The sequence below is a fragment of the Rhodococcus sp. JVH1 genome (assembly GCF_000280725.2).
Classification (GTDB): Bacteria; Actinomycetota; Actinomycetes; order Mycobacteriales; family Mycobacteriaceae; genus Rhodococcus_F; species Rhodococcus_F jostii_A.
In genome coordinates this window covers 3,195,001-3,221,553 of sequence record NZ_CP166289.1, presented here as the reverse complement: position 1 = coordinate 3,221,553, position 26,553 = coordinate 3,195,001, and the positions used below count along the sequence as shown (strand labels likewise).

Genomic DNA, 26,553 nt, shown 5'->3' with positions numbered 1-26,553 from the left:
ATGATCTAGATCACCTACGTTATCAAATCGTTACCTTATCTAGAGGCGGTTCTCACACTGACGTGGGGTTACTGCGAAACTTGACCCTCTAGACAACTGTGTGTATAAGCAACCCGTCGTGCTAGCTTTCTCTCGGTCCGGATTCGGACAAGAGGTTTTGCTAATTAGAGGTTGGTTATGACTGATAAGAAGAACCCCGCCGACGTACTGCCATTGCGTCCCCATCAGGCCGGCTATATCGGATGCCTCAAGAAGTGGTACGACGAAAAGAAGCCTGCGCATGCAGACATGCACGACCTGTGGGCGAGGACGTGGCTGGACGAGTTCGACGCGGCGCGATTCGCCGGTAAGACGACCCGGACGCTACGGCGCTGGCGACAGCAGGAACTCCTGCGCGCGAGGCCGGATGTACACGGCGTGATGCGCTACAACAAGCTCTCCCTGATGTTCGCGTCTATGGCTGCGCAGTACAACTATCGCAACCGCCCCTTCGTTGCTGGTCCCGGACGTGGACACAAGAAGGAAAAGGTCGTGTCCGCGTAACTCTCTATGTTGGGGTGTATGTGCAAGTAGTTGCAGATTCCCCAACCCGAGGAGGGTTGCAGTGACCGAACAACTCACCGAACCAGACGCAGCCCTCTATGTCGACCGCAGCATCAGAACCCTGAAACACTGGCGCAGTCGCGGAGACATAACCGCCGAGAAGGATGGTCCGGGCAGGATTCTGTACCGGACAACTGATCTCGATGCGGCGCTCGCTTTGCAGGCTGAACGCTATCTGGCACGCCCCAAGGGCGGAAGGCCACGACGTAACACCTAATTGCAGGCCACTGGCTGCCTCGCTGAGCGCCTAACGATTGCCACTTGGATAGAAGGGTTGCGCATGCCCGCAACTGAACTTAGAAAGCAATGCTACACAGATAGCCACATCACAGAGTACGTCAAATCTCTGGTCAGTCAAGCTCCGCCTATCAGTGCAGAGACGTTGGACCGGATCACCGCACTCCTCAGGACTTCCCGCTGACGCGGGGCGCATAACCGCAAATAGGAGAACCGACCGATGAACGAACGACCCTACGTAGCAAACAATTTCGTGGTTGCCGAACGATTCTCACGCAACCTCAATATGAGCCTCTTTCGAGTGATCTTCAGCCAGTCGTCACGTGAGTTCACTGTGAACCTGGAAGAGATGCGGCGCCTGGCCGAAGTGCTCGACGACGTGATCACAAAACACGAAAAGTAAAGCCCCGCTTCCCTTCGAACCCCTCTCATACGAAACCGAGTGCCGCACGCAGCGGACGATTTGAACTGATGAGCTGAAGGAATAACCCCAATTGATAACCAAATACCGCGAGTACGCAACCGCATACGCGCCGGCTGGACTCGAAGTCCTGCCGCTACGGCCCGGAACGGAACTTGTCAAGGTGTTTGAGTCCAACAGGTGTTACGCGGCGAGCTGATCCGCGTCGGGTTCGGCCTCCTCGGACTCGGCGACGGGCTGGTTGATCCAGGCGTCGGTCGGCAGGTCGAGGATCTTCGGGGTACCGGTCGTGCCGAACCGCTCGGGATGCGCGAGCCGGGCCGCAGCGAGCACCGCAGAGCGTTCGTCGGCCTTGTGCGCGGCCAGTCCGAAGTGCAGGTCGGCGGGGGTGTGCAGGCCTATGCCGGTATGGCGATGTTCGTGGTTGTACCAATGGACGAACGAGTCCATGAACTCTCGTGCGTCGTGGATGGACCCGAACCGCTCCGGGAATGCCGGGCCGTACTTGAGGGTCTTGAACAGTGACTCTGAATAGGGGTTGTCGTTGGATACTCGCGGCCGAGAATGCGAGCGGGTGACCTCGAGATCGGCGAGCAGGGTGGCGACGGTCTTGCTGGTCATCGAGGTTCCCCGGTCGGCGTGCACGACGTTCGGTATTCCGTGCACAGCAAAGGTTTCGGTCATCATCTCGGCAGCGAGGAGCCCCGACTCGTGGGTCTGGACGTGGGCGCCGACGATGTAGCGGGAGAAGATGTCGATCATCACGTACGCGTCGAAATACGTGCCCTTGACTGGGCCTGGAAGTTTAGTGATGTCCCACGAGTACACCTCCCGCGGTGCGGTCGCCACCAGTTCCGGACAGGCCCGGGCGGGGTGGCGGGCCTGCCGTCGACGGTCGGTGACCTGCGCGTTTTCGCGCAGTATCCGATACATCGTCGAGACCGAGCACAGGTAGATGCCCTCGTCGAGGAGTTGGGCATAGACCTCGGCCGGGGCTCGGTCGACGAACCGGTCACTGTCGAGAACGTCGAGGACAGTCCGGCGTTCGGCGTCGGTGAGCTTGTTCTCCGGGGTGCGCGTGACTGCGGCGGCGGTCGGATCCGGTGCCGCGGGCCGGGTCTTGTCTCGTGCTGCGGTGGATCGAATGATTCCCGTCAGTTGGGTTGCATCCCTTGTTGTTACACCGGAATCGGTGAGTTCGTGGTGGGTGCGCATCAACGTTTCTTGCGCTGCTCGTCCGCATCCGCGCTCTCGGAGAGTTGCTCCAAGAGCGAATGTGCTTTTCCCATGATTTCCAGTGCAGTCTCGGTGGTGGCCAGTCGCTTGTTTGCTCTCTCCAACTCGCGTTTGAGGCGTGCGATCTCGGCCTGCTCGGTGGTGAGTTTGCCGATCTTGTCGCCGGGCTTCTTGCCGTCGAGGACGCCGGCATCGCGTTGTTTGCGCCACTCGCTGATCAGGGACGAGTACAGGCCTTCGCGGCGCAGGTACGCGCCTCCGCCGTTGCTCTCGCAGGCCTGTTCATAGGCGGTCAGGTGGGCGAGCTTGTCGGCGGCGCTGAAGGCGCGTCGTCGCTGCGGGCCGTCGGCGCGTGGGTGCGAGGGGTCCATCCGGACATTGTCCTCGACCAGAACCGTGGGAGAAATCGTCATCGCGGGTTGATCCGTATCTCGCCCTGCAGGCGGGTTTGCTGTGAACCACTGGACTCAACTCACCCTGACACCCAGGGGAACGAAGATTCCGGACTGCGAGCATGGCAAAGACGATGCCACCACAGACCCCGACCGGATCAGCCGTTGGTGGGATGAGAACCCCAACCGCAACGTCGGCATACGACCACCAGAAGGTTTCCTAGTCCTCGACGTGGACCGCCGACACGACGGGTGCCAGAACCTATTGGCGCTGACTCAGGCGCACGGGGACCTCCCGCAGACGTGGACCGCCGTGACCGGTGGACAAGGTCTGCACATCTGGCTACGCGCAAAAGGGCCGTTCAAAGGGCAACTCTGCGAAGGCGTCGACCTGAAGTCGCACACCGGATACGTGGTTGCGCCACCATCCCTGCACCCGAACGGAAGCAACTACGAGTGGCTGAATGATCTCCCTATCGCGCACGCCCCCAAGTGGTTGCTGACGTTGGCACGCAAGCCGCTACCCACCCCACGGGACGACCGCGCCGCACAGGGCAACTCAGACGGCCTAGTTCGTGCTGTCGCTGAAGCTGTCGAAGGCAACCGGAACCACGTCCTGTTCTGGGCTACCTGCCGTGCAGTCGAAGACGGCACCTTGAGCGCAATCCGCGCTGACCTAGAAGCCGCTGCAAGAAGCATCGGACTCGATGACATCGAGATTGAGAACACCATCCGTTCCGCTGAGAACGGGGGCCGATAGGTGGACTTCAGCAACGTCAACGCACCCCCACCGAACGACGAACCATCTCCGTTCCCCAAGTTGGACTGGCACCGAGCATTCCAGGCGCAGCCGGTGGAGATCCCCTGGTTGATCGAGGACCTGTTCATTATCGGTCGGTCCTACGCGATGGTTGCCGCAGCAAAGGCCGGCAAGTCGCTCCTGATGCTCGACCTGTGCGCTGCACTCTCCAGTGGCAGGACGGCGCTAGGCAGGGCGAAACGGGAACCGATCAGCGTTCTCTACGTAGACCTCGAAAACACCGAGCAGGACGTTATTGAACGGCTGTTGGAGATGAACTACGGCCCTGACGACCTGGCGAATCTACACTATCTGTCGTTTCCGTCGATGGAAGCACTGGATACCCGGACTGGTGGGCAACAGTTGGCCGAAGTCGCTCGGTACTGGGATGCGCAACTCATCGTCATTGACACCCTGTCCCGCGTCGTTGAGGGCGATGAGAATTCTTCGGACACGTACCGGAACCTGTACCGATGTGCGCTCGCACCGCTGAAGGCGGAGCGGCGGACCATCGTCAGATTGGACCACCTCGGCAAGGATGCAACGAAGGGTGTCCGTGGTTCATCGGCGAAAAACGATGATGTGGACGCGGTCTGGTTGCTGACGCAGAAGTCTGAAGATGTTGTAACTCTGCGTCGTGAACGGCAGCGCTCGAATCACCATCCCGAGTTCATTGAGGTTCGACGGGAAGATTCCCCGTTGCGTCACGTGGCAGCCGCGGGCACCGATAAACCGGAACTCGCGAAGTTGCTTGCAGATATGGACCGCTTGGGAATCCCACCCGAGATGGGACGAACTACGGCGCGCGCAATCCTGAGCAACAACGGGATCACCGCGAAAACGAAGCTGCTAGCGGAGGCGATCAAGCATCGAAAAGCTGTCCCCGACAGTCAACCGATGAGTCTCCTGGAGGACAGCGCGTGATGCTGACCCTGAACGAAGGGACAGCGGGCACAAGTGGTCCAAACCGTGAGGTGAACACTGTCCCCGGTCGTGGGGACAGTGGGGACAGTCCTGCTGCTGTGCATACGTCGGGGGCTGTCCCCAGAAGTCCCACCCTTAAGGGGGGACATGGGGGACAGTCCACGCGCACCGAGATCTCAATGGTTGATGCGGTCCGCAATCTCTTGGCGGCAGGGATGAGCCCCACGTCTGACCCTGAAGTCCTGCTCGGGTACTGGCGCAAGTCCGGTGAACCCATATACCTACGGAAGGAACACCCCATGCCTGTGCGCGTCCACTTTGACGATGCCGGCCCCGACGGCTACCTGCTGACGTTCCCCTACGACGCAGAGGTGGTTGGTCTTGTGAAGGCACTGCCGAAGAACAGGCGCAGGTACTCACCAGACACGAAGCAATGGGCAGTGCACCCCGACGTTGCACGGGACCTAGTGGGCGCATTGCACGCACACGGACACACCACGACCGGGCTCGACAGTTCGGATGGTGCCCAGCAAGGCACCCAACGTGAGCCGAGACCGACGCCTGTGAATGTCAGTGGTGATCCGCGTATCAGGCAGGCAATTGCACTGCTGGAAGCGGTGCTTGCTGACGATCCGGGTTTCTGAAACGTGCACCTAAGTACTCCTGGACCTGAGAGGGCATCCGATGACTGAACCGGCCAATCCATACGCGAAGAAGTCTCAGGGGCGCGGACGGCAGGGGGTTGAATGCGCCGAACCTGGCTGCGCCGACCTCACCAGATCCACGCAAGGACGTTGCGCGAAGCACCGGCCCAAGCCGACAGTCCGCCTACACAACCGTGACTGGATCAGCGTGGGACCTGTCCAGTTTAAGGCCGATGTTGCTCGGCAGATCGCTGACGAAATTCATGACGTCCTCGACCGCGCAGGACTCTAACAAGAAAGACCAACATGACTGAACCGCAGTACCCGCCCGAATGGGATACACGCCCGCAACAGGTTGAAGAGGCACCCGCACGGGACTACCCCACATCGTGGACCCGACCGGAGGACCGTGTCAGCCCCTCAAGTTTCTCGTTAGACGACGAGCTTCTGCCAACGTCAGATGCCAGACGGGATAACCCTGAGACGCGCGTCCCACCCTTATCCGAGGACGCACGCGGACAGCAGCAACTCGACGCGCTGTACCGCGCCGTAGGCAAACCCGAACTAGCGGACCGATCCGCACACCCCTTCACGATCAACTGAAAGCAGAACCAACATGACGAAGACCTTCAACCTCGCCCACGGCGTCAGCATCAGCACTTGTCGCGGATTCCTCGCCAACGTCGCCGCACTCGGTATCGAAGCGCCCGCCGAACTCACCAACATTCTGGCGTCCTGGGATGACCTGCGGAACTTCACGAACGCCCCCGACACCACCGCAGACGAGATCAAGGCGCACGCAGCAGCCGGGACACTCACCGAGAAGAAACTCGCTGAACTCGCGAAGCGCGGAGCAGACGAAGCCGCACGCCGCCAGTACGTCAGCCAGCTCACCGGAAACGAAGTCGCCATTGCAAGCCGCTTCCACCAGGCTCTCGCCGATGGCGCGGCAGACACCGTTCTCGACCAGCTACGCCCCGTCGTGGAAAAGGCAGCCGAAGGTATCGCACAGGCCAAGTCGGTAATCAACGGTGACGAGGATCCCACCACGTTCCTTGACCGTGCTGATGCGGAAACCCTGAAGGTGTGGCAGGGACTCCCCAAGCACACCGGCACCCTGGATCAGTGCGAACTGCTGGTCGCCGAGTTCACGCCGCAGGGCAAGTTCCCCCTCATCGAAAGTGCCGCCGGCGCAGGATTCATCAACACCTTCGCGTTGTTCTTCGTCCCCGTCGAGACCGGCAAACTCTACGAAGCATCCACGTTCCGAGTAGTCCACGGGCTCGGTCCGCGCGGTAGCCGTTGGTTCCGGGCAGGAGTGCCGATCACCCTGAACACGGTTGCTGAGGCACGTGAGCGCCTGCGTTCCTACCTCGAGCAGTCGTGGGATGCGGCGATCACACCGGGTCGTTCGGGGCGGATGAGCGAGACTGAGGGGTTCGTCCCGGACGTGCACGTGAACCCGTACAAGGTCGCTGACCAGGGCTGACCACAGACTGACTGACCTGGGCGTCAAGGTCGCCGGCACCGGATGGACCGGACGGAACCATGCACTGACCACGACCCACCTTTCCGGCGAGTCAGTAGCAGCGCCCCACGTGGGCGGGCGGGCATCACTTCCAAGCGAGGTGGTGCCCGCTCGACGGGTCAGAACTGATTCCACCACTGGGCGAACATGTTCCATTGAACGGTGCCTGGCCAATAGTCACCGACGTCAAAGAACCCTGGAAGATCGAACACGATGCCGATCATGATTTCTCCTAGAACTGATTGAACCAAAGGGCGAAGTTGTTCCACGCCTCTGCGAATGGACCAAGCCAAATCATGAAGAACAAGTCAGGCAGGTTTCCGGTCATAATGGGTTCCACCAGTTGGCGATTTGAACCAGTACGGGAAACCAAAAGGCGGTTTCTCCTTCTGAGAACCATCCTGGTAGGTCTGGCAGGTTGCCGATCATGTCGACTCCTAGAACTGGTTGAACCAGTTGGCGAAGTTGACGTACCAAACGCCCGGAGGCCAGATCGGGTCACCGAACACCGGTATGTCAAACACGTTGCCGATCATGACTGTCTCCTGGTCCTCCCGACCTGCATGAACTATCGCTGACGGTGTGACCGCCGTTACTCACCGAGGGCTGAGAGATGCCCCCAATTCAAGGACAACCCATGACACACAACTGGGGTTCAGGCGACCCCCGAACCAGCACCGCCGCATGGCGCAGACTCCGCCGAACCATCCTCGAACGCGACAACAACACCTGCACCACATGCGGACAACCAGCCACCGAGGTGGACCACATCCGCAACACCAAAGCCGGTGGCACCGACCAGCCAGACAACCTGACCAGCACATGCCGCAACTGTCACCTCAAGAAGACACAGGCTGAGGCAGCCACGGCGCGAGCCGCACGACGAGTACGCCTGAGGCTCCCCACCCAACGGCACCCAGGTCTCAAGTGACCGGGGCCTTCATCTGACCCCCACCGGGATACCCCACGACCACTCCCGCGAGTGCACACGTTGCACATACAGCCCAGGACTCGCTGCATCGCATGGGGGAAACCCACGGGGTAGCGCACCGGACCGTGAGTGCTGCTATGGCGCAACAGAATGCGCGTCAGGTGTGCAGGGGTGGGCGAATCCGGCACAGGGCAACTCAGGGCTCACGCAATCGGTGAGCCGCATCGGTGCAGGTCAGAGGTATCGAGTCGTAACAGACCAACGTAAGGAATGAAGACATGGGCAGACGAGCACGAACGGCCGGCGAGAAGGCCGTAGACCAACTGGCGAAGCTACTGACGCCGCCGATGGAGTGGGATGAGGCGGAGCTATTGACCCTGGATAGCATCCGTAAGGCCACTGATAGAGGCGCGATTCTGGCCGATTTGCTGGCGATAGAGGTTGCGAAGACTCCTGTCAGCACCCGGCGCGTTGTCGAGTTGGCCGCCGAGATCCGCCAGACGGAGTCGAATGTGCTCCGGTGGTCTGCCTCGCTGAATCCAGACGCAGCCGTGAATGCGCCGAAGAGTGTGCGACACCAGCAAGCGGCGAACATCAGGTGGGGGAACTGACATGGCGAGGATGCCACGCGGGACAACGTCGAACGGGTTGCGCGAGTACCTACTGCGTGAGGCTGAAGACTTCCGCAACCAGTACGGACACCTCGGCGCAAAGGTGTACGACGAACTGTCGAAGCCCGTGCAACTACTGGCATCAGGTGAAGTAGTTCAGCTACGCCGGTACCAACTCCCAGACGATCATTACGCACGCAACGCGGGCCAACCCCACGACGTGCTGATACTCGACGCCGCCAACGTGCTGCACCTTGAGGGCTGATGCTGTCATGGCAGGGAACCCACGAGACAGCAGACGCTACCGCCACGCAGCCAAACGACTACGGCGCGCCAACCAGGTCTGTTGGCTCTGCGGCAAAGGCATAGACCCCGACCTCCCCTACACCGATAAGGGCGCTTGGACCGCGGACCACGTTGTGCCTCTGAACGCTGGCGGGGACGTGCACGGGGCTCTCCGACCTGCACACCGGGGCTGTAATTCCTCTCGCGGCGACGGCATCCGTAACCGGAAGCGCGACCAGAAGCCACCCACCAGCAGGGACTGGTAAACCCGTCGGCTAGGCCGGCAAATTCTGAAGGGGTGGGACCGGGACCACCTCTGACCCGCTGACGCTCGCTCCGCACTGTGTCAGCTTCCCTCTCCACCAGGTGAAACGAATGGACCTATCCAGAATGGACGTACCAATGACGGAAGTTACTGCCCCAGAAGGGCTGTTAGAGGCCGGTAAACGGCTGTGGGGTGCACTCTCAGACGAGTTCGAGTTGTCCCCGCACGAGTTGGAGTTGCTGCGGGAGGCTGCGTCTACCGCTGACCAGATCGCTGCGTTGCAGGCGTTGGTGGAGTCGGACGGGTTGATGATGGCTTCGCCGCAGGGGCAGAAGGTGCACCCGGCTGCTGTGGAGGCCCGTCAGCAGCGGATTGTGCTTGCTCGACTCCTGGCGGCTCTGCGTATCCCCGCTGAGGAGGACGACGAGCGTGGATCAGTTCGTGGTGCACCTCGGGGCGTGTATCGGGCGAAGTTGTGAAGCGCCGGCGGGTGTTGGGTGATCCGCCCCCTGAGCGCCTGGTGGTCTTCACGGAGGCTGATTGGCCTGGTGAGACTCGTGCGGAGCGGGTGACGGCCTGGTGTGATGCCCGTAAGTCCTGGTATCGGGTGAGCGGCTGGCCGGGTGGGTTCGTTCGACTGCTCCAGGAGCACGGTCCTGTGCGGGGGGTAGGGCCTTCCCTACGTGAGGGGGCATCACCGCCCCCGAGGGCGACCCTCGGTGTGGAGGGTTCAAAAGTTTCTCGGCGAACAGGCTAACGAGACCTTGATAGGGCACGATCTGTGGATAGGGATGTGAGCACTGTGTGGATTGATCCTCGGGTAGTGTCAGACACCTCGGGTATACATCCAGTTGACGAGAAGGAGGCGTTCATGAGCATCGCAACAGATGTGATGGGCCAGGTCACTGTGGTGGATGGTAAGGAAAGCTCAGACTTGTTCGACCAAATCGCCCGCCAAAACATGGGGATAACTGGAGCTCAGTTCCTTGTGCGTTGGGACAGCGGTGAATTTGATGGAGTGGACTGGGACGACGTGCCAGGCCTAACTGAGGTGGCTATGGCGCTACCCTTCGCCCGCTAGACCCATTCATGCCTGGACATAGCCCGCAGGAAGCGGTCAAGAATTACATTGATCCACTTCAGCGGGCTGTTTCATGCCTCAAGGGCGGCGCGAAGATAGTGCAGACCAACAAGGTGAGGCGGGTGGGTGACACCGGCGCCTGGATCCTGAATGGCGCAACTGGCATGGTCTTGCCACGGTTTGGGGTTTTCCACGCTCAACAGTTGTTCGAGTTGGTGGAGTGCGATCCCAAGCGATTCGATCTGTCGGCAGGCAAGTACCGGGTTTCGACGAGGATGTACGCATACAACCTGGTTGCCGATGAAGGGTGGAAGATGCAATGGCATTGGCATCCTGACGGCAACAGCCCAGAGCATCGGCCTCATATTCATCCGACCGTGAACCCGAAGGCTCATATGCCGAGCGGTCGCCACACGCTCGAAGATATTGTGGAAGGTTGCATTCAGCTTGGTGCTCAGCCGGGTTGTGATGACTGGGCAAAGCGGTTGTTGGAGACCAGTGGTCCCCACAAGCTGTATCGAACGTGGGTGAATGATCCCAACGAGAACGCCCCGGCCTCTTCTAGCACCGCCGAGTGAAGAAAAGCGCATTCGTTAAGGCTCCCCAACGGGGGTCCGTGGTGGGGGTAGGGGTCAGTGCAAGGGCGGGGTTCCGCTTGTCGCACTGGCGTGTCCGTCACGTGAATGAGCGATACGGCGTCTGGTACACATCACAGGCATGAAGCTGAGAAGTGTTTCCCTTGCAGTATTCGCGGCTGTCCCGGCGGTCGCCTTGCTGACTACCGGCACGGCTGCCGCGGCACCGGAAGATGTCGCCCTGACCGCTACGGTCAGTGGCAGCACCGTCACCACGACGATCACCAACAACACTGGTGCGGATGTCTTTTGCATGGTGTACGGCACGAAACCGGGAACGAACCCCGAGGTGGACCCGATCACGTTCTCAGCCGGGTTGGGTGATTGGCTTGAGGGTGGCGCTCTCGATCCCGTGAAGATCCCGGTCGGCGGCGGTCCGCTCACCTACCCGGACGTTCCCGTGGGTGAGTATCAAGTCGACTGGGCGTGCGCGAACAACTATTCCGGTGAATCTGGCCACGAGGAATGGGGAACGCCGGGGGCGATTAGCGCCTCTGCGACAGCACAACCCGTCCTGGTCACTGTCAGTGCTGCGCCTGTCCCGGCTCCAGCTCCCGGGAATGGGTCTGCCTCAATTTTCGGTTCCTGAGAATCAAGGCATCTGTTCCCGTGTCACCCACCGCTCACCAGGTGTGAAGTCCTGGCCGGCGCATGGTGGGACGAATTGGGTGGTGTCGCATCTCCGGCAATAAAAGGTGCGGTGACCACCGTATGAGGCATTGGGGCAGGAGCAGACTGTCCAGCCCACCAAACATCCGCCGCTGACCAGTGGGTGACCGTTCGGGCAGGTCGCGGGTGCCTGCTCGACCTTGGGTGCCATAGATCGACCCTACTCTGATTCGAAAGTTTGTTCGACACGCCTCACTCGTCTGAGGTAGCGTCTGTTGTGTGGGTATCGGGGTTGTCGGAGGGAAGCTGCCGGCCCCGGTCCCTGCGTTCTCTGCGGTCGTGGAGCAGTTCGAGCGTCCACAACATGAAGTCCTCGCGCCAATCGTTGTCCATGCTGGATTCGACGCACCAACACCGGTTTCGGTTCCATCGCCCTGCTATCAACTTCGGTCGGTACGTCCGGCTAAGCTCCCGCTACCAACAGGGAGCGGAGACGATGGCAGTAATCAACAACCCACGCGACGCAGAGTTGTTCGCTGCCGACTACATGCGAAGTTCCTTCGGCTTCTCTGACGCTCGAGCCGTCTCGGGTGGGCCAGATGGAGGCGTGGACGTCCGCTCCAGGCACGCGTTGGCGCAAGTGAAATGTAAGTCGGCGCAGACGGGACGGCCTGATCTTCAGCGGCTCTATGGTGCTCGTGGAGCCGACATGTCGAAACAGCTCCTTTTCTTTAGTGCCTCTGGGTACAGCAGGCACGCGATCGAGTATGCAAACGAGCACGGAATCTGTCTGTTCGAGTACGACCTTTTCGGGAACGTTGTTGCGGTGAATGTGTCAGCGCGGCGACTCGCGCCCCGCACCTCCAGTACAGGGTCTGGGTTCTGGGCTTGGTTGGCTGCCGAATGGCGAAGTTTGCTGATAGCGGGCATGCTCATTTGGCTCGTGGTCGCGTGGATTAGCTCGGGGAGTTTGGGTTCCGCAATCGGCTCCTTGCTCTGCCCCGGCATCATCGTTGGAGTGGTCACAATGGCGCAGAATACGAAGAAGTAGCAAACGACTGGCCATTTAAGACGATGCCCCCGGACCCATTGTGGGTTGCCGGGGGCATCTTTTGTCGTTCTGGGTCATTCGAATGAGCGGAACCACTCCACCCAGTTGCCGCCGACCAGCTTGGAGATCCGGTACACGTCATCAATGCTCAGCCCGTTGGGGTTTTCAGCCGACAGGACGGGGGTGCGTAGCTGGTGTTCTGCGTAGCCGAGGTGTTCTGCAACCTGCGGGATGGTGTAGCCAGCACTGTGGATGTCGTCGTGCATCAGTGTGAGGAAGTTGGTGTGCTGGGCTGTGGTGATGAGGGTGGTCACGTAGGTTCTCAGTTCTCTGTGCGGGGAGCTAGATTCGGCTCCGGTGGGTAAGAGCGATGGTTCAAAGTTTCGTGGGTTCGGTCCAGGGAAGGAACGGACTAAAGGCAGAAGGCTTGGAACCTCCCAAGCCCTACCTCCCAAATTCCGCCGACCGTCGTTCCGCTCCACGACCTCTAGCCACTCGCGCCTGTGAGCGTGAGCGGCTGTCGGTTGATCCTCTGGCGGATGATCAGTCAGCTAGGGGACTCCCCGAACCTGGTTCCGGGGATTGTCAGCACTGGCAACAGGAGCGGTCGGTTTACGTCGGACCCACCAGATAGCGACGTACAGCTATGGGTGGATCAGCGCTGAATGCGTTGTGCGATGACGTCGAGGTCACTCTTGCTGAGGACAGGGACCTGCCGGTACTGGCACGCGTCGAGCCCATCCTGCTCTGCGGCATGTTCAAGTTCGCCAAGGGTGAGGCCGGATGCGTCCACGATCTCGGCTGGGGCGACACCAAGCCGGGATGCTGCCTGGTTGATGCTGACGAGGGCGCTCATGCGACGTACCAACCGAGTGCGATGCAGAGGCGCAGTACACCGATGGTGGCGGCGTAGAGGCCCAGGAGGGCGAGAAGGCTGATGCAGGTGAGCAGTGGCTCGAACCTGTCACTGGACAGAGATATGATGCGAAAACGGCTCATCGGGAATGGCACTTTCCGTAGAAGCTGAGGCCCTGGAAGAGTGTTGGCGCACTCTCTGGGGCCGTTGTCGTATTTGACAGTCCAAGTTGTACCCCCGTCGTCACCGGCGACAGCATCGTGACGGCGTTGACGAACATCATCGACAAAGCGCTGAACACCGCGGTGTGATGAGTGCTGCCGAGAACCTGCGCCGGTCGGAGGCCGGCGGCGTGACGGTCGAGGCCGCCATCGCGATCGCGTCGATCGTGGCGGTGGTGGTGCTGTGTGTCGGCGCGATCACCGCGGCGACGCTGCACGTCCGGTGCGTCGACTCGGCCCGTGAGGCAGCACGGCTCGCAGCCCGTGGAGATCGCGAGTCGGCGATCTCCACGGCGGCGAAGGTGGCACCCGACGGTGCCGACGTGTCGGTCCGGGCCGAGGGGGAGTTCGTCGTCGCGACCGTGCGGGCACGCAGTCCACTCCTTCCGCTCGTGAACATCTCCGCGGAGGCGGTGGCGGCTCTCGAACCCACCGTGCCGGGGTGGGGCGGGGGAGGGTGGTGAGTTCGGTGATCACCGACGATCGTGGTTCCGTGACCGTCACGGCGTGCTGTGCGCTCGCGGCGCTGGTGGTGGTCACGGCGATGTTGGTGCACGTCGGCTCGGCGGTGTCGGTGCGGCACCGGGCGCAGTCCGCTGCGGATCTGGCTGCCGTCGCCGCGGCCGTCGGGCTGGACCGCGGCACCGAGGCGGCGTGTGCCGCGGCGCGGGAGGTGGCGGGGCGAATGCGCACCGAAGTCGTGTCCTGTGAGATCGACGACTGGGACGTCGAGGTCGCGGTCACCGCGCCGGTGCTCCTGTCCTCGCTGGGTGTCCGGGATGCCCGGGCGGTCGCGAGGGCAGGTCCCGCGGAGTGACGTCGGAGCGAGGAGGTGGTCCGGTGAGGCGCATCACTCCAGCGTGTGCAAGGTTTTGGTGATTGTGACCGGAATCGCAATAATCCCCCGCTCAGGAAGTATTGGACGGCATCGATCCTGTGATGCGAGTCTCACTGGTGCGAGCTGGTTTTCATCCACACCACTCCCTTTGGCGAGAGAGGGCATTACATGACCACGGCACCACCGAAGCGGACCGAGGCCGAGACAAAGGCGCGGAGGGCGGGCATTGCCTCGTTCATCGGCACCACGATCGAGTGGTACGACTTCTACATCTACGGCACCGCGTCGGCGCTGGTCTTCGGTCAGGTGTTCTTCTCCGACACCCTCCCGGCAGGCATGGGCACCCTGCTCGCGTTCGTCACGTTGTGGGCGGGGTTCCTCGCCCGTCCGATCGGCGGTATCGTCTTCGGCCATCTCGGCGACAAAATCGGTCGAAAGAACACCCTGGTCATCACGCTCATGATGATGGGCACCGCCACCGTCGGAATCGGACTCCTGCCCTCCTACGCGCAGATCGGGATCTGGGCGCCCGCCGCCCTGGTGTTCCTCCGGGTCGTCCAGGGTGTGGCAGTAGGCGGTGAGTGGGGCGGGGCGGTGCTGATCGCCAGTGAGAACGCACCCAAGGGGAAGGGGATTCTGTACTCGGCGTTCGCCCAACAGGGGTCGCCCGCCGGAAACCTCCTGGCGACGATGGCGTTCTTCCTTCTCTCCGCCATGCCCACCCCGGCTTTCGTGCTCTACGGGTGGCGCATCCCGTTCCTGATCTCCGCGGCCCTGGTGATCGTCGGCATGATCATCCGCCTCAGGCTCGAAGAGTCGGATGCGATGAAGACCGTGCTGAAGCGCAAGAAGACTGTCGCACTGCCGATCGGTGAGGTGCTGCGCAAGCATTGGGTCCTCGTCCTCCTCGGTGCGGGCGCGCTGCCCCTGGCCCAGGTGACGTACTTCAAGAACACCTTCGCGTTGTCGTGGGCCACCAGCGAACTCGGCTACGACCGGGGCACGTTCCTCGGAGCCATCGCCATCGCCCTCGTGGTCCAGTTCATCGTGCAGCCGTTCGGCGCCGTCCTGGTGTCGCGGATCGACATGCGGAAAGCCATGTGCATCATGGTGATTCCCGAGTTCGTCCTGATGCCGGCCATGTTCTTCGCGATCCGGACCGAGAACTTCGCGATTGCCGTCGTCGCGATGTGCCTCGCGACCATTCCACACTCGATGTTCTACGGCGCCATCGCCGGAGTGCTCGCGCGGGCCTTCCCCGCCAACATTCGCTACACCGGCCTTTCCGCGGCGTACCAGCTGTGTTCTCTGATCGTCGGCGGCGGCACCCCGGTGCTGGCGCAGTGGATGCTCAACTCGTCCGGAAACATCGTCGGTGTTGCGTTCGTGTCGGCCGGCTATGCCGCCGTCTCCTTGGTCTGCACGCTGTTGCTGCTGAACCGGACCGGATTCGACGCGCGCCGGTTGTCGACCGCGGAGCAATCCGACGCGGACGAGATGCAACTCGAGATCGATGAGGACGATGCGGTGGACACCGCTCCGAATGCAAGGCAGGCCCGTGCGACAGCCCACTCCTGACCGCGGGGGTCATTCCGGCGTGGGCAAGGCCTCTTCGGACAGCCGGAGGACTTCCCGCAACGCGGCGTTGTCGTCGTCCGCTCTCCAAGCGATCCGCAGTTGCAGGGTGCTGGGACCGCCGACCAGCGGCAGGAACACGACATCGGGGTTGTTCACGTTCTCGGCCACGGAGGAGACGGTCAACGCGCAACCGACCTCCGCGGACACCAACGCCATCAACGCCATCGAGTCCGGGGCGCTCTGCACGATCCGGGGCGTGAAACCGGCGTCGTGGGCCGCCCTCTGCAGGGAGTCCCGCAGCGCCGATCCGGGATCGGCGGGCAGCGTCACCCAGGGCTCGGTGGACAGTTCCTCGATGCGAACGCCGTCCCTGCCTGCGAGCGGGTGGTCGGTGGGCAGGGCCACCACGAAGTCCTCGTTGAGGATGACGCGGGACGCGATGCCCGGCGGGGTGAAGATCCACCGGACCAGGCCGATGTCGAGGGTTCCGTCGAGGAGCTTGCTCAGCGCTTCGCTCGCGAAAGCGGAACTGTCCAGCACGAATTCGATACCCGGGTGGGTGTGCCGGACGAGTTTCGCCCACCTTCCGATGAGCAGGTGGGACGAAACTCCGGCGAAGCCGATGCGCACCCGGCCGACCTGTCCGCGCCCGGCGGCGGCGACGGCGATCTCCGCGAGCCGGCAGGCGTCCAGGATTTCGCGCGCCGGGCCGAGCAGTGCCTCACCGGCGGAGGTCAACCGGACGTTCCGCGTGTTTCTTTCGAAAAGAGTTGCTCCGAGCTGTTTTTCCAGTTGCCGAATCGTTCGGCTCAGCGGCGGCTGGGCCGAGTGCAGGCGCTGCGCGGCGCGGCCGAAATGCAACTCCTCGGCAACTGCGAGAAAGGCAGTGATCTGAGAAATCTCCACGGGAGAACTATTGCAGTTCCAGCAACAGATTTGTCAACACTATTGATTCACACGGCGGTAATCCGGTGGGAGAGGTTCCGAGGCGGCCTCCCGTCGTTCCGGAGAAGGGCATGGCGATGAGCAAAGTGGTCAGCATGGCGGAAGCCATGGAAACGTATGTCGAAGACGGGATGACCGTGTGCCTCGAGGGCTTCTCGCATCTCATCTCCTTCGCGGCTGCGCACGAGATCATCCGGCAGAAGCGGCAGAACCTCACGCTGTGCCGGATGACGCCCGACATCGTGTCGGATCAACTCGTGGCCGCCGGGTGTGTCACCAAGCTCGTGGCCTCGTTCTTCGCGAGCGGCTCGGCCGGATCGCTGCACGAGTTGCGACGCCGAATCGAGCACCACGATCCGGTGGCCCTCGAGGTCGAGGAGTACAGCCACTACGGAATGGTCTGCCGCTATCAGGCGGGCGCCGCACGACTCCCGTTCTTTCCGCTGCGCTCCTATGCCGGAAGCGACCTTCCGCGGCTCAACCCGCGAATTCGACTCGTCGACGATCCCTACGGCGAGGGCACCGTGTACGTCGTGCCTCCGCTGAACCCGGACGTCACCATCGTCCACGCGCAGCGCGCCGACCGTCACGGCAACGTGCAGATCTGGGGTATCTCCGGGGTTCAGCAGGAAGCGGTGTACGCCGCGGGGAAGGCGATCGTGGTCGTCGAGGAGATCGTCGACGACGAGGTCGTCCGCTCCGACCCCAGCCGCACGTTGATTCCCTCCCACGCGGTCGATGCCGTCGTGGTCTGTCCGCGCGGGGCGCATCCGTCCTACGTGCAGGGGTACTACGACCGGGACTGCGCGTTCTACCGGCGATGGACCGCGATCAGCAAGGACTCCGCACTCCTGCAGGCGTGGCTGAAGGAGTGGATCCACGGCACCGCGAATCACGACGAGTACCTGGACAAACTCGGCGGCGACTACTGGAACGACCTCGCCGTCGAGCCCCGATTCTCCGAACCAGTCGACTACGGGAGCCGGAAATGAGCACAGCACCACTCGGAGCGATCTCGGCGACGGAGATCATCGTGTCCGTCGCCGCCCGCGAACTCGCCGGGAAGGGGCGCGTCTTCGCCGGCGTCGGCTTGCCGACTCTCGCCGTCGATCTCGCCAAGAGGACAAGTAACCCGGACGTCGAATTGATCTACGAATCGGGAGTGTGCGGCGCGCACCCCGCCGCGATGGCCGAGGGCATCGCCGACTCGGTCGTCGTGTCGGGCGCGGAGTCGGTGGTATCGATGTCGGCACTGTTCGGTTACGTGCTGCAGGGCGGCAACGTCGACGTCGGATTTCTCGGTGCGGCCCAGATCGACCGGTACGGCAGCCTCAACACCAGCATCATCGGCGACTGGGACAAGCCGACGGTCCGGTTGCCCGGTGCCGGTGGCGCCGTGGAGATCATGCCCAACGCCGGCGAGATCTTCGTGGTGATGCGGAGACACGACCCGAGCGCCTTCCCGGCGGAACTGGACTTCTGCACGTCCCCGAGCCCTGTCCGGGCCCGGGAGGCAGGTGACGGAATCATGCCCCGAGGCCGAGGGGTGACGAAGGTGTTCACGAACCTGGGGGTGCTGTCGAGGCAGGGTCCGTTCGACGAACTCGAGCTGGTCAGCGTGCACGAGGGGGTCACCGTCGACGACGTGCGAGCGCAGACCGGCTGGGAACTGAAGGTCGCCGACGATCTCACCGTCACCGCCCCGCCGACCGGCGAGGAGATTCACCTGCTCCGCGATGTGATCGACAAGGTTCGGCTGTATCTGCGCTGACCCGTCAGCCGAGTGAGTCCAGTACCGCCGTCAGGACCCGGATCGCGCCGTCCTTGTCGAGGGGGTCGTTACCGTTTCCGCACTTCGGTGAGTACACGCACGACGGGCAGCCTGACGTGCATTCGCACGATTCGATCGCTTCACGGGTCGCGCCGAGCCAGCGAGTGAGTTCGGCGTGACCCCGGTCGGCGAACCCGGCGCCGCCTGCATGACCGTCGTAGACGAACACCGTCGGAAGTCCGGTATCGGCGTGCACCGCCGTCGAGACGCCGCCGATGTCGCCTCGATCGCACACCGCGACGAGAGGCAGGAGCCCGATCGCGGCATGTTCGGCGGCGTGGAGCGAACCGGGCACGCGTTCGGCCGGAACACCCGCCCGCACCAGAAGTTCCGGGGTGACGGTGTACATCACCGCGCGGGTGTGGAGGGTCTGCTTCGGCATGTCCAGTTCGACCGCGTCGAGGACCTCGCCCGAAGGCAGCCGTCGCAGGTACCCGATCACCTGATGGGTCACCTCCACCTCGACGAGCGCAACCTCGACGTCGCCGAACTGCTTCTGCTCGAGTACCGAGGTGACGGTGATCTCGGTGGTCTCGCGGGCCGACGTCGTCCAGTCCGGGTCCTCCGCGTGCACCAGGGCGAGTCCCTGGTCGAGGTCGAGTTCGTCGACGACGTACGACTCACCCTGGTGGATGTGGACGGCGCCGGGGTGTGCCGTGGCGGGAGCGCGGCCCGTGTCGACAGTTCCGAGCATGCGTCCGGATTCCGACACGACAATTGCCACCTGGGTTCCGATTCCACCCCGGATATCCACTGCGCCATGAGGATTTGTGCCGGCGGTGACGAACCAGCCGTGTGCCCGCCGGCGGATCAGGCCCTGCTCGGCCAGCTTTCCGAGAACGTCGATCGCCCCGAACGCCTCGGCCTCGGCGTCGGAAAGTGGTAGTTCCATTGCCGCGCAGAGCAACTGCGGTCCGAGGACGTACGGATTGCTCGGGTCCGTGACGGTCGCCTCGACGGGTTTGTCGAGCAGCGCGGACGGGTGGTGGACGAGGTAGGTGTCGAGAGGGTCGTCACGCGCGATCAGGACTACGAGCGAACCTTCGCCGCGTCGGCCGGACCGGCCTCCCTGTTGCCAGAACGACGCCACCGTGCCGGGGAACCCGGCGACCACGACGGCGTCGAGGCCGGCGATGTCGACGCCGAGTTCCAGCGCATTCGTCGTCGCCGCCCCCAGCAGCGTGCCGTCGGCGAGTGCGGTCTCGAGCTCACGCCGGTCCTCGGCGAGGTACCCGGCTCGATACGACGCGACTCGCGACGAGAGTTCGGGATCGATCTCCCCGAGTAGGCGTTTGGTCGCCATAGCAGTCAGCTCCGCGCCCCGGCGGGAACGCACGAAGGTGAGCGTGCGGGCTCCCTCGACCATCAGGTCGGCCATGATGCGCGCGGCCTCCGAACCGGCGGGCCGTCGAACGGGGCTTCCGTTCTCCCCGGTGACCTCCCGCATGAGCGGGGGTTCCCACAGCGCGACCGTCCGGGGGCCGTGTGGTGAACCGTCTTCCACGACCTCGGCGCAGGGCGCTCCGATCAGCCGTGACGCCGCCGCTCCAGGGTCCGCTGTCGTGGCGGACGCGAGGACGAAGACGGGGTCGGCGCCGTACCGTGCCGCGATGCGCCGGAGCCGTCGCAGCACGAGCGCGACATTCGAGCCGAAGACACCACGGTAGGAGTGGCATTCGTCGATCACCACGTACGCCAGGTTCCGGAAGAAGTGCGCCCATCGCTGATGGGTCCGGAGGAGGGAGATGTGCAGCATGTCGGGGTTCGTGAAGAGCCACCGCGAGTTCTCCCGTGCCCAGTGCCGCACCTCGAGTGGGGTGTCGCCGTCGAACATGCACGGGCACACGCCCCGGAGGTCGTCCCCGGCGTCCAGGACTTCCGAGTCGATGAGCGAGGTCACGGCCCGGAGTTGGTCTGCTCCCAGCGCCTTGGTCGGCGAGAGGTAGAGGGCGGTCGCCCGCGGATCCGTTGCCAGAGTGGTGAGTACCGGAAGCTGGTAGGCCAGGGACTTGCCCGAGGCGGTGCCGGTCGACACCACGACGTTCGTCCCGTGATGTGCCAGGTCGGCGGCGGTGGCCTGGTGGGTCCAGGGACGGGGGATCCCGTTCTCCTGCATGGCCCGGACGACGCTCGGGTGCGCCCATGCGGGCCATTCCGACAGCTGAGAAGTCCGGGCAGGCATTTCGGCGGCGAAAGTGAGCGGGTTTTCGTCTCGGGGAACACCCTCGAGGACTCGGTTCAGCAGCGCCCGGCCGTATGTTTCGCCCGTATTTCCACTGTCGTCACGTGGTGAAAACGGTGTGCTCACTGATGTCTCCGGGCTGTCGTAGGGTACGGGCGAGTAGCTTCCACACCGCCACGACCTGCGCATTTGATGATAACGAGTCCCTTTCCGGGGCTGTCGCCCGGGGTGTCGTGACCCCCGCGCCAATCCGCTGTTTCGTGCCTGTTCGCTACAAGATCAACTTTTTGTGTGAATTGTTCGGATTTCGACTGTTGCGTTCGCGGAGTTCATGGTTGACTACAACTGGTCGCAGCTTCTGTGTTCGTAGGCTTGAAAGAGTGAACGTTCGCAGGATCGATGTTGCGAACGCGGTGCTCTGCTTTTCCTGAGGGGGAAATCTAGAAGTACAGCGGTCGGAACCGGCCCGGCGGACTGTATGTGCTGTCCGCCGAATCCGGTGGTTAGAAAGAGAAGGAAAAGCATGGCACAGGGCACTGTGAAGTGGTTCAACGCGGAAAAGGGCTTCGGCTTCATCGCACCCGAAGACGGCTCCGCTGACGTCTTCGTTCACTACTCCGAGATCCAGGGCAGCGGCTTCCGCACCCTCGAGGAGAACCAGCGCGTGGAGTTCGAGGTCGGCCAGGGCACCAAGGGCCCCCAGGCTACCGGCGTTCGCGCAGTCTGATTCTGCCGTTCACATTCGTGAACACGTAAATCAGATAGGCGGGGTCTTCGTGACCGCGTCTGATTCGTCCCCCATCGCCTGAGGCGGTGGGGGACGAGTCGTTTTCACGGCAACGGTGCCGTGGCAAAGGGGGTACTTCAGTGAGCCAGCTCTCCTTCTTCTCCGCGGAGGCGATGCCGCCGGCAGTCACCGATCTGTGCGGTCTTCTCGCCGCGACGGGTCAGGTGGTCACATCGGCCGGGCGTGCGCGCATCTCGATCGTGGTCGACGCCCAGTGGCGGGCGGAGGCGATTGCGGAGTTGATCACCCAGGCCGGACTCGAGGTCGAGATCACGCGCAGCGACGAGGGCAGCCCGCTGGTCCGCACCGCATCGGTCGTCGACTTGCGGCCTCTCGCGGACCAGTGGACGAGAGGGGCGGTCAAGGCGGTGCCCTCCGGCTGGGTGCCGTCGGGGCGTCAGCTGAGGGTGTGGGCTCTCGCGTCGGGCAGGAGTGAAGCGGAGGGGGAGCGGTTCGTCCTCGGACTCGATCCGCATGCCCCGGATACCCACGCGCCGTTGGCTCAGGCATTGATGAGAGCGGGCATCGCGCCGACGCTGATAGGTACCCGTGGCTCCGGTCCGGGGCTCCGAATCTCGGGTCGGCGTAGGCTCGGCAGACTCGTCGAGAGCATCGGTGAGGCGCCCGGAAATTTGGACGACCGTACCGGTTGGCCCCACGTGTAGAGCCGCGCACACGGTACTGATCTGCGAGGATGGGTTCCGGGTATGTCACTCTAGTAATAGGCGAACCGGGTATAAAAGGGTTTGTCTGCACAACTGCCGAGTGGCAGCGATCGACTTCAGGAAGGCTCGGGCTACAGGTGGCTAAAGGGGACAACGGCAGTGCACAGGGTGCGGCGGGAGCGTCCGGCCAGCCTCGCCGCCTCGTGATCGTCGAGTCGCCGACCAAGGCCCGCAAGATCGCCCCGTACCTCGGAAAGAACTATGTCGTCGAGGCGTCGGTCGGTCACATCCGCGACCTTCCGCGCGGAGCCGCAGACGTCCCGGCCAAGTACAAGGGTGAATCCTGGGCGCGGCTCGGAGTCAACGTCGACCATGATTTCGAACCCCTCTACGTGGTCAGTCCAGAGAAGAAGTCCAAGGTCACGGAGCTGAAGAGCCTCCTCAAGGACGCCGACGAACTCTTCCTCGCCACCGACCCCGACCGTGAGGGCGAAGCGATCGCCTGGCATCTCCTCGAGACGCTCAAGCCGAAGATCCCGGTTCGCCGGATGGTCTTCCACGAGATCACCGAGCCGGCCATCCGCGCCGCGGCCGAGGACACCCGCGAACTCGACAACGACCTGGTCGACGCGCAGGAGACCCGCCGCATCCTCGACCGTCTGTACGGCTACGAGGTCAGCCCCGTGCTGTGGAAGAAGGTCATGCCGAGGCTGTCGGCAGGCCGAGTGCAGTCCGTCGCCACCCGTGTCATCGTGCAGCGGGAACGTGAGCGGATGGCGTTCCGCTCGGCGTCCTACTGGGACATCTCCGCCACCCTCGACGCCGGCGCCGACGCCAGCCCCCGCAGTTTCGGGGCGCGTCTGGTGAGCGTCGACGGCTCCCGGGTCGCCACCGGCCGCGACTTCGGCGCCGATGGCCAGCTGAAGACGAGCACCGTTACGGTTCTGGACGAGGCGCGAGCGCAGCGTCTGGCCGAGTCCCTCGCCGGTGTCGACCTCACCGTCTCCTCCGCCGAGAGCAAGCCGTACACCCGCAAGCCGTACGCGCCGTTCATGACGTCGACGCTGCAGCAGGAGGCGGGCCGCAAGCTCCGCTTCACGTCCGAGCGGACCATGCGCATCGCGCAGCGGCTGTACGAGAACGGCTACATCACCTACATGCGTACCGACTCGACGACCTTGTCGTCGTCGGCGATCGCTGCCGCCCGCGCGCAGGCCACCGAGTTGTACGGCGCCGAGTACGTGCACGACACACCGCGCCAGTACACGCGCAAGGTCAAGAACGCGCAGGAGGCGCACGAGGCCATCCGCCCGGCCGGTGACGTGTTCCAGACCCCTGGTCAGCTGCACTCCCGCCTCGACACCGACGAGTTCCGCCTGTACGAGCTGATCTGGCAGCGCACCGTGGCGTCGCAGATGGCGGACGCGCGGGGCACGACGCTCACCTTGCGGATCACCGGAACCGCGGGCACCGGCGAGGAATGCACCTTCTCCTCGTCGGGCCGCACCATCACGTTCGCCGGATTCCTGAAGGCCTACGTGGAGAGCGTCGACGAGGAGGCCGGCGGCCAGTCCGACGACGCCGAGTCGCGCCTGCCGGTGCTCGTCGAGGGCCAGGCGGTCACCGCCACCAAGCTCGATCCCGATGGCCACACCACGAACCCGCCCGCCCGCTACACCGAGGCGAGCCTGATCAAGACCCTCGAAGAGCTGGGCATCGGCCGCCCGTCCACCTACTCGTCGATCATCAAGACCATTCTCGATCGCGGATATGTCTACAAGCGCGGCAGTGCGCTGGTCCCGTCCTGGGTGGCGTTCGCCGTCATCGGTCTCCTCGAGATGCACTTCGGGCGGCTGGTGGACTTCGACTTCACCGCCGGGATGGAAGACGATCTCGACGCGATCGCCGGTGGCCGGGAACAGCGCGGCAACTGGTTGAGCAGTTTCTACTTCGGCGGCGATCACGGCGCCGAGGGTTCGGTTGCCCGTGAGGGCGGCCTGAAGAAGATGGTCGGGGTCAACCTCGAGGAGATCGACGCTCGCGAGGTCAACTCGATCAGGCTCTTCGACGACGCCGAGGGACGGGAAGTGCACGTCCGCGTCGGACGGTTCGGTCCGTACCTCGAGCGGATGGTCCAGAACCCGGACGACCCCGAGGGCGACCTCATTTCCCAGCGGGCCAACCTGCCCGACGACCTTCCGCCGGACGAGCTGACACCGGAGTACGCGGAGAAGCTCTTCTCGACGCCGCAGGAGGGTCGCAAGCTGGGCGTCGACCCGCTCACCGGCCACGAGATCGTCGCGAAGGAGGGCCGCTTCGGCCCCTACGTCACCGAGATCCTTCCCGAGCCGGAACCGGAGCCCGAACCGGCAGTGGTGCCGGTGACGGACGAATCCGGCGACGGGACGACCAAGACGAAGACAGCTGCCAAGAAGGCGCCCGCGAAGAAGGCGGCGGCGAAGAAGGCCACCGGTCCGAAGCCGCGGACGGGTTCGCTGCTCAAGTCGATGGACCTGGCGACGGTGACCCTCGACGACGCCCTGAAGCTGCTGTCGCTGCCGCGCGTCGTGGGTGTCGATCCGGAGTCCAAGGAAGAGATCACCGCGCAGAACGGCCGCTACGGCCCGTACCTGAAGAAGGGGACGGATTCGCGGTCCCTCGCCACCGAGGACCAGATGTTCACGGTGACCCTCGACGAGGCGCTGAAGATCTATGCGGAGCCCAAACGCCGCGGACGTCAGGCTGCGGCCACCCCGCCGCTGCGTGAGCTGGGCGTCGACACGGTCAGCGAGAAGCCGATGGTGATCAAGGACGGCCGGTTCGGGCCGTACGTGACCGACGGTGAAACCAACGCCAGCCTCCGCAAGGGCGACGAGGTGGAGTCCATCACCGACGCCCGCGCTTCGGAACTGCTGGCGGATCGGCGTGCCCGCGGTCCCGTCAAGAAGAAGGCCGCCGCGAAGAAGGCGCCCGCCAAGAAGGCTGCAAAGAAGACCGCCGCCAAGAAGGCGCCGGCCAAGAAGGCGGCCTCGAAGAAGGCAGCGGACAAGAAGGCGTGAGCCGGTACCTCGGGCCGGTCGTGCTGTCGCATGTGCCGGTTAGGCTGGCGCGGTGACGGTATTCGACCGGTTGGTGGGCCAAGAGGACGTCGAGGCCGAGCTGACGGCCGCGGCGACCGCCGCCCGTCGCGGAGTCGGCGCGATGGGCTCCTCGATGACGCATTCGTGGCTGTTCACGGGCCCACCCGGATCGGGTAGGTCGGTGGCCGCGCAGTGTTTCGCCGCAGCACTCCAATGCACCAGCGACGGCGTTCATGGCTGCGGCGTCTGCCACGCGTGCACCACCGCGATGGCCGGTACCCACGGCGACGTCCGGCAGGTAGTCCCCGAGGGGCTGAGCATCAGCGTCAAGGAGATGCGCGCCATCGTGCAGACCGCCGCCCGACGGCCGAGCACCGGGCGCTGGCAAATCGTGGTCGTCGAGGACGCGGACCGGCTCACCGAGGGGGCGGCCAACGCCCTCCTGAAAGTGGTGGAGGAGCCGCCGGATCGCACCGTGTTCCTGTTGTGTGCGCCCTCTGTCGACCCGCAGGACATCTCCGTGACGCTGCGGTCGCGCTGCCGGCACGTCCATCTCGTGACCCCGTCGGCCGACTCCATCGCCAAGGTCCTGCGCGAGCGGGACGGCCTGGATCCCGCCGATGCGCAACTGGCGGCCTCGATCAGCGGCGGTCACGTCGGGCGCGCCCGACGTCTCGCGACGGATCTCAATGCCAAGGTGCGCCGTAAGGATGCTCTGGATCTCGCCGTCGCGGCGCTGCGGCCCGCCACCGCGTTCGCCGCCGCGGAGGAACTGGTGCGTTCCGCCGACGCGGAGGCGAAGGAGATGAGCGCGTCCAGGGACGAGCAGGAGACCGAGGAGTTGCGCACCGCGCTGGGGGCGGGCGGCACCGGCAAGGGTGCTGCCGGAGCCCTGCGAGGCTCGGCCGGCGTGCTGAAGGATCTCGAGAAGCGCCAGAAGTCCCGGGCCACTCGCACGGGCCGTGACGCACTCGACCGTGCACTGATCGATCTGGCCGGTCTCTACCGCGACGCGCTCGCCGTCGCATGGAAATCGAACGCGGCCGCGAACCACCCGGACATGGCGGATCGGGCCGCCGACCTCGCCTCGCGAACAACCCCGGAAGGCCTTCTGAGGTGCATCGAAGCCGTCCTCGAGTGCCGCGAGGCGATCACCGTCAACGTCAAGCCGCAGTGGGCTGTCGACGCCATGGTGGCCACTCTCGGCGACGCGTTCAGGGAGCCGTTTTCGCATACTCGGGGTTGAGGCGCTAGACTCGCCACCGCCGAAAGGCACCGCTGCCTTAGCTCAGTCGGTAGAGCATTTCACTCGTAATGA

General features: G+C 63.7%; 29 protein-coding genes, 1 tRNA gene and 1 pseudogene (1 of these 31 only partly in view). 26 read left to right on the top strand and 5 right to left on the bottom strand.

Going from position 1 to position 26,553, the window contains the following annotated elements; all coding sequences use genetic code 11:
- Positions 1-177: 177 nt before the first annotated feature.
- The 3 genes from JVH1_RS14705 (at position 178) to JVH1_RS14695 (ending at position 1,243) form a co-directional block, all read left to right on the top strand.
- On the top strand, positions 178-543 hold the full coding sequence (locus tag JVH1_RS14705; protein WP_009477394.1) for a hypothetical protein: 366 nt from the start codon (positions 178-180) through the stop codon (positions 541-543).
- A gap of 61 nt (positions 544-604) precedes the next feature.
- Positions 605-820 (top strand): MerR family transcriptional regulator, encoded by a 216-nt coding sequence (locus tag JVH1_RS14700; RefSeq protein ID WP_009477395.1) that lies wholly within the window; start codon positions 605-607, stop codon positions 818-820.
- A 240-nt stretch (positions 821-1,060) separates the two neighbouring features.
- Positions 1,061-1,243, top strand: coding sequence for a hypothetical protein (locus JVH1_RS14695; RefSeq protein ID WP_009477396.1), 183 nt, complete (start codon positions 1,061-1,063; stop codon positions 1,241-1,243).
- Positions 1,244-1,444: 201 nt separating this feature from the next.
- On the opposite strand, the gene JVH1_RS14690 is transcribed toward JVH1_RS14695, so the two are convergent.
- Positions 1,445-2,910, bottom strand: a protein-coding gene (locus tag JVH1_RS14690) for an IS3 family transposase (protein ID WP_371112988.1) whose coding sequence is annotated in 2 segments (ribosomal slippage) — positions 1,445-2,541 and positions 2,541-2,910 — 1,467 coding nt in all. Because the reading frame shifts where the segments join, the coding sequence is not laid out codon by codon here.
- A gap of 40 nt (positions 2,911-2,950) precedes the next feature.
- Here JVH1_RS14690 and JVH1_RS14685 point away from each other — a divergent pair.
- The 12 genes from JVH1_RS14685 (at position 2,951) to JVH1_RS14630 (ending at position 12,252) form a co-directional block, all read left to right on the top strand.
- Positions 2,951-3,649 carry a bifunctional DNA primase/polymerase gene (locus tag JVH1_RS14685; protein ID WP_371112987.1) on the top strand — a complete coding sequence of 233 codons (699 nt, stop codon included), beginning with the start codon at positions 2,951-2,953 and terminating at the stop codon, positions 3,647-3,649.
- Positions 3,650-4,612 carry an AAA family ATPase gene (locus JVH1_RS14680; RefSeq protein ID WP_009477401.1) on the top strand — a complete coding sequence of 321 codons (963 nt, stop codon included), beginning with the start codon at positions 3,650-3,652 and terminating at the stop codon, positions 4,610-4,612.
- A gap of 299 nt (positions 4,613-4,911) precedes the next feature.
- Positions 4,912-5,256, top strand: coding sequence for a hypothetical protein (locus tag JVH1_RS14675; RefSeq protein ID WP_157174045.1), 345 nt, complete (start codon positions 4,912-4,914; stop codon positions 5,254-5,256).
- A 616-nt stretch (positions 5,257-5,872) separates the two neighbouring features.
- Entirely contained in the window at positions 5,873-6,745 is an 873-nt protein-coding gene (locus JVH1_RS14670) for a hypothetical protein (RefSeq protein ID WP_009477403.1), read from the top strand.
- Positions 6,746-7,397: 652 nt separating this feature from the next.
- Positions 7,398-7,715, top strand: coding sequence for an HNH endonuclease signature motif containing protein (locus tag JVH1_RS14665; RefSeq protein ID WP_083849811.1), 318 nt, complete (start codon positions 7,398-7,400; stop codon positions 7,713-7,715).
- A gap of 278 nt (positions 7,716-7,993) precedes the next feature.
- Positions 7,994-8,326 carry a hypothetical protein gene (locus tag JVH1_RS14660; RefSeq protein ID WP_043780698.1) on the top strand — a complete coding sequence of 111 codons (333 nt, stop codon included), beginning with the start codon at positions 7,994-7,996 and terminating at the stop codon, positions 8,324-8,326.
- Positions 8,327-8,336: 10 nt separating this feature from the next.
- On the top strand, positions 8,337-8,591 hold the full coding sequence (locus JVH1_RS14655; protein ID WP_157174046.1) for a hypothetical protein: 255 nt from the start codon (positions 8,337-8,339) through the stop codon (positions 8,589-8,591).
- Positions 8,592-9,013: 422 nt separating this feature from the next.
- On the top strand, positions 9,014-9,355 hold the full coding sequence (locus JVH1_RS14650) for a hypothetical protein (protein ID WP_043780702.1): 342 nt from the start codon (positions 9,014-9,016) through the stop codon (positions 9,353-9,355).
- Positions 9,356-9,747: 392 nt separating this feature from the next.
- The gene (locus JVH1_RS14645; RefSeq protein ID WP_063720702.1) at positions 9,748-9,957 is read left to right on the top strand and encodes a hypothetical protein; all 210 of its coding nucleotides are present in this window, start codon (positions 9,748-9,750) and stop codon (positions 9,955-9,957) included.
- Between the two features lie 122 nt (positions 9,958-10,079).
- The gene (locus tag JVH1_RS14640; protein WP_009477409.1) at positions 10,080-10,535 is read left to right on the top strand and encodes a hypothetical protein; all 456 of its coding nucleotides are present in this window, start codon (positions 10,080-10,082) and stop codon (positions 10,533-10,535) included.
- A 139-nt stretch (positions 10,536-10,674) separates the two neighbouring features.
- Positions 10,675-11,181 (top strand): hypothetical protein, encoded by a 507-nt coding sequence (locus JVH1_RS14635; protein WP_009477410.1) that lies wholly within the window; start codon positions 10,675-10,677, stop codon positions 11,179-11,181.
- Positions 11,182-11,565: 384 nt separating this feature from the next.
- Positions 11,566-12,252 (top strand): restriction endonuclease, encoded by a 687-nt coding sequence (locus JVH1_RS14630; protein ID WP_083849812.1) that lies wholly within the window; start codon positions 11,566-11,568, stop codon positions 12,250-12,252.
- A 74-nt stretch (positions 12,253-12,326) separates the two neighbouring features.
- Here the strand turns inward: JVH1_RS14630 and JVH1_RS14625 are convergent, their stop codons facing one another.
- Both JVH1_RS14625 and JVH1_RS14620 read right to left on the bottom strand, forming a co-directional pair.
- Entirely contained in the window at positions 12,327-12,566 is a 240-nt protein-coding gene (locus JVH1_RS14625) for a hypothetical protein (RefSeq protein WP_009477413.1), read from the bottom strand.
- A gap of 341 nt (positions 12,567-12,907) precedes the next feature.
- Entirely contained in the window at positions 12,908-13,108 is a 201-nt protein-coding gene (locus tag JVH1_RS14620; protein ID WP_009477414.1) for a hypothetical protein, read from the bottom strand.
- Positions 13,109-13,347: 239 nt separating this feature from the next.
- Between JVH1_RS14620 and JVH1_RS14615 the strand changes: the two are divergent.
- From JVH1_RS14615 to JVH1_RS14600, 4 genes and pseudogenes are all read left to right on the top strand, one after another.
- Positions 13,348-13,419, top strand: a pseudogene (locus JVH1_RS14615) (DUF4244 domain-containing protein); the annotation flags it as partial.
- On the top strand, positions 13,419-13,793 hold the full coding sequence (locus JVH1_RS14610) for a TadE family type IV pilus minor pilin (RefSeq protein ID WP_011596779.1): 375 nt from the start codon (positions 13,419-13,421) through the stop codon (positions 13,791-13,793). The pseudogene JVH1_RS14615 and the gene JVH1_RS14610, both read left to right, overlap by 1 nt.
- Positions 13,790-14,146 carry an Rv3654c family TadE-like protein gene (locus JVH1_RS14605; RefSeq protein ID WP_009477418.1) on the top strand — a complete coding sequence of 119 codons (357 nt, stop codon included), beginning with the start codon at positions 13,790-13,792 and terminating at the stop codon, positions 14,144-14,146. The genes JVH1_RS14610 and JVH1_RS14605 overlap by 4 nt, the downstream gene beginning before the upstream one ends.
- A 189-nt stretch (positions 14,147-14,335) precedes the next feature.
- Positions 14,336-15,745 (top strand): MFS transporter, encoded by a 1,410-nt coding sequence (locus JVH1_RS14600; protein ID WP_009477420.1) that lies wholly within the window; start codon positions 14,336-14,338, stop codon positions 15,743-15,745.
- 9 nt (positions 15,746-15,754) lie between these two features.
- Here JVH1_RS14600 and JVH1_RS14595 read toward each other — a convergent pair whose 3' ends face one another.
- A complete protein-coding gene (locus JVH1_RS14595) occupies positions 15,755-16,651 on the bottom strand; it encodes a LysR family transcriptional regulator (protein WP_009477421.1) in 897 nt (298 codons plus the stop codon).
- 110 nt (positions 16,652-16,761) lie between these two features.
- On the opposite strand from JVH1_RS14595, the gene JVH1_RS14590 reads away from it, so the two are divergent.
- Together JVH1_RS14590 and JVH1_RS14585 are read left to right on the top strand one after the other, a co-directional pair.
- The gene (locus JVH1_RS14590) at positions 16,762-17,682 is read left to right on the top strand and encodes a CoA transferase subunit A (protein WP_009477422.1); all 921 of its coding nucleotides are present in this window, start codon (positions 16,762-16,764) and stop codon (positions 17,680-17,682) included.
- Entirely contained in the window at positions 17,679-18,461 is a 783-nt protein-coding gene (locus tag JVH1_RS14585; protein ID WP_009477423.1) for a 3-oxoadipate--succinyl-CoA transferase subunit B, read from the top strand. Before JVH1_RS14590 ends, JVH1_RS14585 begins: the two co-directional genes overlap by 4 nt.
- A 4-nt stretch (positions 18,462-18,465) precedes the next feature.
- Here the strand turns inward: JVH1_RS14585 and JVH1_RS14580 are convergent, their stop codons facing one another.
- Positions 18,466-20,829 carry a DEAD/DEAH box helicase gene (locus tag JVH1_RS14580; protein ID WP_009477424.1) on the bottom strand — a complete coding sequence of 788 codons (2,364 nt, stop codon included), beginning with the start codon at positions 20,827-20,829 and terminating at the stop codon, positions 18,466-18,468.
- Positions 20,830-21,226: 397 nt separating this feature from the next.
- Here JVH1_RS14580 and JVH1_RS14575 point away from each other — a divergent pair, with 397 nt between their 5' ends.
- From JVH1_RS14575 to JVH1_RS14555, 5 genes are all read left to right on the top strand, one after another.
- The gene (locus JVH1_RS14575) at positions 21,227-21,430 is read left to right on the top strand and encodes a cold-shock protein (RefSeq protein ID WP_005248460.1); all 204 of its coding nucleotides are present in this window, start codon (positions 21,227-21,229) and stop codon (positions 21,428-21,430) included.
- Between the two features lie 140 nt (positions 21,431-21,570).
- The gene (locus tag JVH1_RS14570) at positions 21,571-22,155 is read left to right on the top strand and encodes a hypothetical protein (protein ID WP_009477425.1); all 585 of its coding nucleotides are present in this window, start codon (positions 21,571-21,573) and stop codon (positions 22,153-22,155) included.
- Between the two features lie 137 nt (positions 22,156-22,292).
- Complete coding sequence (topA, locus tag JVH1_RS14565; protein WP_011596786.1) at positions 22,293-25,214, top strand: type I DNA topoisomerase; 2,922 nt, start codon at positions 22,293-22,295, stop codon at positions 25,212-25,214.
- A 52-nt stretch (positions 25,215-25,266) separates the two neighbouring features.
- The gene (locus JVH1_RS14560; RefSeq protein ID WP_009477427.1) at positions 25,267-26,481 is read left to right on the top strand and encodes a DNA polymerase III subunit delta'; all 1,215 of its coding nucleotides are present in this window, start codon (positions 25,267-25,269) and stop codon (positions 26,479-26,481) included.
- Between the two features lie 31 nt (positions 26,482-26,512).
- Positions 26,513-26,553 (top strand) — tRNA-Thr (locus JVH1_RS14555); it runs 32 nt beyond the window's last position.